This is a genomic window from Acidisoma sp. S159, from assembly GCF_009766125.1.
GTDB lineage: Bacteria > Pseudomonadota > Alphaproteobacteria > Acetobacterales > Acetobacteraceae > Acidisoma.
In genome coordinates this window covers 19,564-29,325 of the sequence record NZ_LMUG01000075.1, presented here as the reverse complement: position 1 = coordinate 29,325, position 9,762 = coordinate 19,564, and the positions used below count along the sequence as shown (strand labels likewise).

Genomic DNA, 9,762 nt, shown 5'->3' with positions numbered 1-9,762 from the left:
AGGGGCGGCCAAGACAATGTCCTGCACTTCCGACGCCGGTGCGCGATTAAGATAGTCCGCAACGACCCGCGCGAACTCGTGCTTAATCTCGGCCTTGGGATCAGCGTGAGGTGCCTTTAGCTGATGCTCCCCCTTGGAGGCATCTTCGTCAATGTCGCCGGTGCCCTCCGCATTGAAGGTATGGATCGTGTGAAAGTGGTCATCATGGCGGGTGAGGATGCGGGCCTTACCGCCATCTGCGACTACGTACCAGGTCGTGTCATGTGTGCTCATGGGCAACCCTTATCTGAAAGCCGGAATGAGAAGAAAACACTGTTCCGGCATAAGCCAGAACAGTGGCTCTCATTTCTGGAGGAACCTCGCGGCCCAGGCATCGCGCTGAAGTCCGCGTGCTACGCCGATGCCTGGCGCGGGTGTTCCAGAAAGAAGCGCAGCATCTCCCCTGTCGCGTCGGGCCCGCTTGGCTCGGTGTATGAGCCCGAGAGACTGCCACCAAACCAGGCATGGCCGGCGCCTTTGACGAGCCAATGCTCAATCATTGTGGTCCCAGTCGCGTCATCATGCAGCGTGCGGCTATAGGCCAGACCGCCTGGAACCTGGCCGCTCTCAACCCGCGCCCTCAGCGCCTCGCCCTGAGCGGACTGAACAACAACCGCGTCAGCATTGACCGGATTTACGGTGGTGTCACGGTCGCCATGGAAGACGATGGCTGGGACAAGTCGCCCGAGGGTTTCGGATTGGGGCGACATCGCTGTCTCATGTGTGAAGCCTTTCCCGCCACGCTGCATCGCGGCGAATGCCGAGGGCATGTCCCGTGCTGCTCCGCAGGGCAGCCCAGAATGCACGCCTATCGCGGCGTAGAGATCCGGGTATGCGTTTCCCATAACCGCGGCTGCTGCTCCGCCCGCCGAAAGCCCGGCGACATAAACACGTCGTTCATCGACTTCAAAGTCGCGCATTACTTCGCGAGTGATCCCGGCAATAAGTGAGGGCTCACCCCGATCACGCCGTTGGTCGCCTTCACTGAACCAGTTCCAACACTTCTGCATATTTGCAGAGCTTGTCTGCCCAGGATAGGCGATGAGGATCGTATGTTTCTCCGCAGCAGCGTTCATTTGCGTGCCGACGGCGAAATCATCCGGCGACTGTGTGCAGCCGTGCAGCATCACGATCAGTGGCACGGCTTGTCCATGGTAGCCGCTGGGCACATAAAGCTTATAAGGGCGGCTGCCGGCCTGGTTGCTGAAGGTCTTGGCAAGAAACCGCGCACCATCCGGCACGATGACTGGGGCCCGGTTCGGAGACAGTGGAGTTAGACCACCGACCGGCAACTGGAAATTGCCGTGGGTGCCTTGCCCAAAGAAATTGCATGACGGATGAGAGACCGCCGGCTTCAAATTGAACTGCCCGGAGGCAAAGGTCCTGCCGCCGCCGGCTTTACCGAACCTGGCCCATGTTTGTGGTGCGTGGTCGCCCCTCGCCGATCTTGCCGGTTCGACCACGCCTTCGATCGTAAGAGGGTTCAGTTGCGGGTTCACATCGGCGTTTGATCTCGCTGGTCGACCGGCAAGCATGTTCTGCAAAGCGGCGGTGGCCTCCGCAAGACGGCCTCCCGTTGTCAAACGTGTCGCCTGTAGCAGCCCGTCAGGCAGGTGATTCTTCATGGCTGTGACTTCCGTGTTTTGGGACCCCATCAGGCATCCCGTGCGGAACCGATATCGGCTTCCGTCGATAGTGGATCGTCGTCGTTTTGACGGGCGACGCTTGGCCCGTCAGCGTTGATTTAGTTCGTTCGGTCCGCCAAGGCGGCCTTGACCTCGGCACTGGCATGGAGCGCACCCAAGACCGTCACCGAGGCGATGGTCGCGCGGGCCAACTCGGGCGTGACGTCTCGGGCGACGGTGGCCAAGCCCAGCACGTTGATGTGCAGCATCTCACCGCGGTTTTGCACCGCCTCAAGGTCGCCGCGGCCGTAATGCGCTAGACCAATGTCGAGGGTCTTTCGCGCCACGGACTGGCGGACCACGTCAGCGTGGCGATCGAGCTGATTGCGAATAGCGGTTCGGATGAAGTCTGTCCGGTTCGAATAGAACCCATCCTTCACCATCAGATCGATATGGCCGAGATCGACGTAACCCAGGTTGATCGTGATCTTCTCGCTATCGGCTGTCTTAGTCCGTATGTCATGCACTGTGCCCATGATCGCCCTCCATCCAAATGGATGGTATATGGATGGCCAACGGCGGGCGTCAAGGGAGCTGATAGAGGCACTTATGTTCCGCTATGACAGGGTCGTGCCATGCGTCGCCTAGAGCGGGGCCCGGTCAATTCCCGCGTCGGCGGGTCGATCTGACCAAACGCGGTACCAAGCGCTTCGACTATTGCTGGACCCTCACGCCGTCACCAGCGTCACGCCTGGGTCTAGCATTGAACCCCGAGCCCAATCGGTGGGTGGGTTGATGCCCTTTTCCTATGCGAAAGGCTTATCACAGCCATCAAGTGCCTTCGCAGAAGGCAAAAGGCCGATTATGGTGCGGTGACACGCTCAACGGGCACGCTACGGATCATAAAGATCGACAGTAGGGACAGCCATGACGGATGCGGAGCGAGCGACGTTGTCGCTCGTGCGAAGGCGTTCGCGACAGCTGCCCATGCTGGCCAGGTGCGCAAGTATTCCGGTGAGGATTACATAACCCACCTCGGGGCTGTGGCCTCAATTGTGGAGGCGGTTGAGCATACGCCTGAGATGTTGGCCGCAGCCTGGCTGCAAAGCGTGCTCGAGACGGGGCCTCTGCGTCTCCTTCTAACGGGCAGAGTGCGCAATTTGTCGGCCCCTACGCCGTCTGGCGCCACCACACTCTATACGCGCTTAGGGTTCTAATCGCGTATTAATAGACGGCCCATTGTAATGCCGGGGCGGCACCTCTCTCGATCTGCCATACGCTAGCTAGATCTGGACAAAGGTGCACCCGACTATTGATCGGCCTGCTGGCTTTTTTCTGTGAGTTACGTCGGTCCTAATATCCCACAAGGCTGAGGTGATTTACAACCAGAGCTGGATCCAATGTCCCGTCAAAGGCTGCGAGCACGTTTCGCACTGTTGCCTTGCCCATTTCTACCAAACGTCCGGCCGTTAGGGCCGCACAATGCGGACTGAAGACGATTTCCTCGCGTGCAAACAGGGGATCGTCAGCTGGCAATGGCTCCCGCAAGGGAGCAAACCGAGCAACAGACGCATCATGCCGGAAGAGGCAGGTCAGAAGCAGGCTGGTGGAGAACGATGTCGCCTGATCAAACGCGCCGCCTCTTCGCGTGGTTTGATCATGAGTCACCGCGAAGAAGGCAGCCGAACAATGTTGCAAGCCGAAAACGAGCGCCGTGGCACGACGGCTGGGTCTGAGAAGGCCGCACATCATGTCACTGGACGGACAACGAATCCCAACGGGAGCTTGGGCACAGGCATTTTTCACCCAGTGGCCTGTGCGAGTGCCGTCATCACGACCCTTCCCCTGCTCTGCTCGATCAACCCACTGCCACCCGGAGTCAAGGCGCAGAGCCCAGCGGTCATCCAATTACGGCAACCCACCCTCTCCGCCCGTCCAGGCACGGCAATATTCGAATACCGTTCGGCGGAAACCGGGATAGTTTCTGCACATTCTAACCTGTCTTTTCAAGGCTGCAAGTGTGTTGAGTCGACGAACTTTTCTGTCACTCCATGCCCTTTGTCTGTACTCAGCTATGGCGTGTATGTTGGTATTGGTGCTGAAGACTTACGCCGCCGGGGAGCGCCCAAGACCAGACGAGTGGCGCCCGCCGCATCCCATGCCAGGGCCTGTTAGAGCCGATGCAGACCCACTTGCGTCCAAGGGCTCAAGACGTGAGCAGCAATGTGATCACGTGTTGACAGCTAGGGGCGTCAGCCCCGGCAAGCTGTCGGTTACTCTAGCCTCACCTGTCGCTAACGCCGCGGCCCCCAGAGTGTCGCGCAGGTGGTTGCGAGTTTAAAGTGTAAAAGCCTCAACCAGTTCTACGGTACCGTGAGTCTCGACAGCGATCCTCTCTGGGTGCGAATAATGACCGTAGTAGCGTTGTTTTTGCAGTGATTGCGGTTCTGGCGCTCGCGCTCGCAATCCTACGGGCCTTCCTCGACTACTAGCCGCCCGCTTCGCCTGAGCGCCGACGCTACACCGTCTCGTTCACAAAAGCGTGATCCCTGCGTCCAAATCCGTGTTGAAAGCCGACAGGTATTGGGCCGGAGCGTAGCTCTGGTCGCCTGACGGACTGCGGTTATTCAAATTTCAAATCAATGGTCAAAATGACCGAGGAGGCTCCATGTCGCTCTCAAACAATAATCCCTTCGGCTATCTGTTATCTAGTCTCAATGAACAGCCAATCCTGACCGGGAAAACGTCCGTCTATCTTACCTCGGCGGGAACTCTGACCTCCCTGGGAGTCACTGTCGCAGGACTGGGATCGACCACGGTGACGTCATCGGGCGGCACGCCAGTCGCGAATTTCCCAATTACGGGTGGCACACGAAACCTGCTAAACGGCAGTGAGTCGGTATTACACCAAGGAAGCGGCCTTGAACTTAGTGACAGCAAGGGAAGTATCTCTCTAACCGATTTCAACGTTGACACCCTGAATGGAACGATCGATGCCAACGTCACCATAGATGGACAGCTTGCCGGAAACGTGCCGGTTTTCGATCTCGGCCGCGGTGTCTTCGGTCCAACGCTGACTTTAACGACGGCGGCGGCCGGTGCTGTCGACACGACCCTTGGAACTGACGCAATCACTTCGTCTACCACGATCGGGACTGCGATCGTATCGCCGCTCATTAATCCTTTCTCGCTCGGACAACCATCCCTGCAGTTTATCTCCCCAACGCCGCCGCCTCCTGCGGGCACCACAGCGCCGATTGTCGGGGGCGCCACTTCAGTCACTTTGGGATCTGCGGCGATACTGGCGTCGCTTGGCGTAGCAGTGAAAAATCTTGGTTTCGGCAGTCTGGACCTCAGTGGAGCTGTCCCAGTTGCTAATTTTCCGATTACCGGAGGCTCCGAAGACGCGTCAAGCGCTGAAATTCTACATACAGGAAGTGGAATCGCGCTGGGGAACTTGGTAGGCATGGTATCACTGAAAGACCTGTTCATCGACACCAAGAATGACGTCGTGGACGCGAACGTCGAACTGAATGGGAAGTCTGTCGGCAATCTCGCTGTCTTCAACCTGGGCGCCGGTGGAGCATTAACGCTGACCGCGGGAGCGGCCGCTGCTGCGAACAAGACTCTAGGCATTACGGCACTGACAACGATGACGCCCATTGGTTCAGCAATGGCAGGCCCAATTGCAGGGCCGCCCAGCGTCGATTTTGCGACCGGGCATAGTGTCTGACGGACGTCGGTCGAGTTGAGATTTGGGCAACTTAACAAGATCTGACGTCGAAGATTTTGAGGTCGTCTTCCGCCTTCATTAGGAAGATGAGACCGATTAAGATGGAAGCTGAAGGTATCAACCATCGGCTTCCATTCTTGCGACCACGTCAGGATCGCCTTTTGGAAAGAAAAACCCAGCCGCCGAAGCGACTGGGTAAGTTTGGCTTCTCATGTAACTCGGAGTTTATCCCGTCAGTGGACGAGACAGTTTTCAATATCAGCTCTCGGCGACTACTGCCATGGTATTCATCATCCTAACTGCACCCGCTTCGCATAACTTTCATGAAGCGGCAACATGCATCCAGCTGGGCCTCTCGGTCTGGTTCAGGAATTGCGAAGACTTCAGACGGTCCTACTCGATCAAGTTCGCAGACCGCCGATGCCGACGGATCGTGGAACCAGTTATGGAGCGAGACCGCAATGTTCGCGCGGATCGAGTCCACCGAGTTGAGAGACGCAACCGCATTCCATACCGCCCGGCATCGCATCCTGGGACTGCCGTATCGACCATGATGCTGTGCTTGGAGCCGATGCGCCTTGGCCCAGCAAGTGCCGGTCACTGGCTGCCCGCGCGCTATCCGGCCGCGACCGCCAAGCATAGAAACCACTCGGTGAAACCTCGAGCACGCGGCACATGAGGCGGACCGGAAAGGTGCCAACATGCTACTCGATGAACGTAAACCTCATCTCGGCACCTACGCGAAGGATGCCGATGGCTTTTCTTAGCACATCGCGCTCCATGCGCGTCCAATCCAGTTCGAGCTTGAGTTTCGCGTTTTGCAACGCGAGAACCGCTGGAGAACCGCTGGACGTTGTCATCCCGCCTTCCAACCTCACCCGCGGCCGTGGCCCTGCGTCCCCGCCCTGCATCACCCTCCGCCACGCCCGCAACATCGAGGGCTGGATGCCCAATTCGCCGCGACCTGCGTCAATGGCCGGCCGCTGCTCTCTAGCAAGGCGACCGCCTCACGCTTGAACTCAGGCGTGAATTCCCGCTTCGTCTTGCTCATCATTCATCTTGCAGCTCCAAGAGGAGCGTATCAGAGGTGTCCACCGATGCGGGGGGAAGATCAAGAAGCTTACAGCTGCGGAGCCAATGATGGTGATCTAAGCTAAGGAAGCCCATGCCTGTCCCGGAAGCCGGTTTCCAAGTGCCGGCTCCGCAGTCTAACCCTGACAGCGGGTTGCGGTCTGAGATCCACCATGGCGATTCATACAGCATAGCCTCTTGATGAACGAAGGCGGTGTTTTCCCCGACTGAAATACGCTTACTGTTCCGATGAAAGTGCTGTGGAGGGTAGGCCTTTCCTCTCCGAAAGGCGAACCACCCCCTGTCCGGCAGGCGAACACACGGACTCACGGATCTACCTCCTGCTTGTTGCCCAGATCATCCGGTTCCGAGTCGAGCATTCCTTTTCCGAGGCGCAGGCCGATCCCTTCTGCTAGCCGTAAGACGTCGATGAGCAAGACGTGTTTGATTGCGCGTTCTGCGCTCGAAGTTGAAGCATTGAGATAGGTCGTCAATTCAAATTGAATCCCCGCTTCACTAACGCCGCAAACTCCGACATCGGTGCGCCGTGCGACAAAGGAGTCGTCGCTGGCGACTCGTTCACGCAACGCTGACGCGAACCGATCTAGCCGCTCTGGCGTACCGCCCGAAGTGACAACGAATTGGGTTTTGAAAAGACGGTGACGGCGCGTGCCTAGGTTATTTATCGTAGAGTCGGCGAGTTTGCCATTGGGAACCACCACGATACTATCCTGCGCGCTGCGCACCCGCGTCGAACGGATGCCCACGTGCTCGACTGCTCCGTCGATATCGCCGGCCGTGATCCAATCGCCCCGACGAAAGGGACGGTCGGCGACTAGGATGCCGGCGCCGAACACGTTTGAAAGCGTCTCGCGCGACGCGAACGCGAAAGCGAGGCCGCCAATGCCGAGGCCGGCCAAGACTCCGCTTGTGGGAATTGAGAGGAAATAGGCGAACCCTAGAAAAGCGGCGATGACTACTCCGAGTCGTGCCGCCGCTAGCAGAAGGCTGAAAAGGATATCGTCGGCGGCGCTGACGGTCCGGTCAGATAGCCGCTGCAATGCGAGACTAGCAGCACCGAGCAGATGCCAGACGGCGCCAGCTGCGGCGATGATTAGAATCGAACCGATTATTGGGTAGGTAACGCGACGGATCTGCTCGGGCACGCCGAGCACGGTAGGAAACTTGTTCGCGAATACGAGTGCAAAGGTGATCGCAACCGCCCAGGAGAACCACCGGGGTTGACGCGCGCCATCGCCCGCGAGACGGGCGATGGCGAGGCGGGTCGGCCAGGCAATCAGAACCCCGATCATTGCGGCGGCGGCCAGCACGCACAGGGCGCCGATCAGCTGCCAATACTCGACCGGCCCCAGCCGGCCAAGCAGACCAGGCGCGTGGGTGCGGACGGCGCCACGGAGGGTAAAGAAGGGCGCTGCTGGAATGGCGCCAGGTGGTGTAGCAAGGGGAGGTGGCAGTTCGTCTAATACCGTATAGAGGTTTGCTACATTCGCCACGGTTTCGGCGGTAAACTGCCAGGGCGCGTTAGTTTCAGTCCCGTTTGGCGCGATGACGATACGACCCATGGGATGACTGAAATGCACATAGGGAGTTCGGTCCTTGCCGTCATCTGGAATTGCTTGCAGGCCGACCAGTCCAATTTGGTTGAGCACGCGGCGGAGATACTGAGCAACGAGCGCGCCCTGCTGAGTACGCAGCACTTCGGGTATGCCGGAAAGGTCAAGCGTTGACAGCGCGAGCGCGCGGCCGGCGCCGTTCCAATCTGCCATGCCTTCAAGGAAGCTACGCATGGTGTCGCGCGGGTTCTGCAGCTTCCTGAAGGCACCCGCGTCAGGTGTCTGTCCTCCACGGGCGGCCAGTAGAGCGTCGCGATCGGCTGCGAGCGCAGCGGCATCTGGCATGCGAATGCGCCACTCTCCCATGGAGTCTTGCACCATGGCCAGCGTCAATGCGGCATCCGTTCCGGACTGTTCGAGCCGAACATTCAGGCGTTGGCCGGGCGCCTGATCAGGCACTGACCAGACTCGAAAGGTAGTCATGTCAATGACGTCAAACAGGTCGCGGACGCGCTGAAGCTTCTCACCGAGCGAGGTCGGCGTGGATGCGTCGTCGAAATCTATATTCAGCAACGCGTTGCCCCATTCGTCGGGCCGCCCGCTCCTGGCTATGTTGCAGTCGATGATGAAACGCCGCAGCACCTCGCGAGGACTCTTATGGTTGAATGCTGGCGAGGCCTCGGGAATAGCGGAGCGGCCGCCAGTCCACCATTCCCCAGCGTCAAAGCGGCCACTGAAACTATTGCCAGACGGGTCCATGTAGAAGACGAAAGCACCGCTTCTATCACTCTCGGACCATCGCCCTTCCAGCCGCCGTCCCTGGCGATCGCCATTATCTTGCCGCCGTAGAGCGGATAAGTGCCTCTGACCTTATCGCCCTGTTGATCGAGGTGCAGTCGCGCGCCACCATCGCGCCACGTCGTCGCCCAATAGCCGGACCATGGCCCATTCGCGAAGGCGGTGCTTCCAAGGACCATGAGTATCGCCAGTAACGGCACGATACGGCGCACATCTACTATCGCCCACGTTTTTTGTCGGCGCGTCGGCTCCGAATGCCGTGACTCGAGGGTCAATACTGTGCCCAACCTATTCAGATGCCATTGCCTTCAAGCGGTTAAACCCTCGCTATTGCCATTTCGTCCAGCCAAAGTCGGTGGCTACATCATTTTTCGAGCCTTTTGCCGCCTCCGGCATCGGTTGAGGAGCCGCGCGGCGCTCGTAACAGTCGCATTGCGTGCTTGCGATGATGACCCGTCAGCGCCACGAACTCATCCAGAACTTTGGTCTTATCGCTCCGCCTGGACGAGACGTCCCTCTCAGTGATCGCCCGCACCTATTCCCGGCGTGTCGCCATGCTCACCTTCCTCATACTCGTCCCCCAGGCCATCGCCTGGGGAGCATTTCAGGCGAGGCAATGCGGCGCCCCACGCACGACCTCGGGATCCTCGGCGCCGGAATGGCTTGGTCGGGCACGGCGGACGTTCCAGTGAAGCGGGAATAGCCACACTGGATGTAAATCGGCGTGGGGCCCGAGGTCGATCGGCACGATAAGTCGTTGACCCTATTGATCTGGGGCCGGGTCATTCCACGCCGTCGATCTACACTTCACGAACGACAGGGTACTGCTCAGCTGGACATCAGACTGCGCGAAGCAAGGCTCGCGATGCCAGTCAGGGTCGGGAACAAAGAAGATGGGAAATACATCTACTGCTATGGCTAC

5 protein-coding genes and 1 pseudogene are annotated in these 9,762 nt (G+C 58.9%); 1 reads left to right on the top strand and 5 read right to left on the bottom strand.

The window, feature by feature from the left end; all coding sequences use genetic code 11:
- The 3 genes from GSQ92_RS30450 to GSQ92_RS25780 form a co-directional block, all read right to left on the bottom strand.
- Positions 1–273 (bottom strand): host attachment protein (locus GSQ92_RS30450; RefSeq protein ID WP_216856957.1); only part of this gene is annotated, 273 nt, incomplete at its 3' end.
- 119 nt (positions 274–392) lie between these two features.
- Positions 393–1,664 (bottom strand): PHB depolymerase family esterase, encoded by a 1,272-nt coding sequence (locus GSQ92_RS25785; RefSeq protein ID WP_159014448.1) that lies wholly within the window; start codon positions 1,662–1,664, stop codon positions 393–395.
- A gap of 119 nt (positions 1,665–1,783) precedes the next feature.
- Positions 1,784–2,200, bottom strand: a complete 417-nt coding sequence (locus GSQ92_RS25780) for a CopG family transcriptional regulator (RefSeq protein WP_159014446.1) — start codon at positions 2,198–2,200, stop codon at positions 1,784–1,786.
- 2,132 nt (positions 2,201–4,332) lie between these two features.
- On the opposite strand from GSQ92_RS25780, the gene GSQ92_RS25770 reads away from it, so the two are divergent.
- A complete protein-coding gene (locus tag GSQ92_RS25770; protein WP_159014444.1) occupies positions 4,333–5,397 on the top strand; it encodes a hypothetical protein in 1,065 nt (354 codons plus the stop codon).
- A 526-nt stretch (positions 5,398–5,923) separates the two neighbouring features.
- Here GSQ92_RS25770 and GSQ92_RS31190 read toward each other — a convergent pair.
- Both GSQ92_RS31190 and GSQ92_RS25760 read right to left on the bottom strand, forming a co-directional pair.
- A pseudogene (locus GSQ92_RS31190) lies at positions 5,924–6,448 on the bottom strand (transposase); the annotation flags it as partial.
- Between the two features lie 346 nt (positions 6,449–6,794).
- Positions 6,795–8,684: a mechanosensitive ion channel family protein gene (locus tag GSQ92_RS25760; protein WP_159014440.1), complete on the bottom strand. Its 1,890-nt coding sequence runs from the start codon at positions 8,682–8,684 to the stop codon at positions 6,795–6,797.
- Positions 8,685–9,762 lie beyond the last annotated feature (1,078 nt).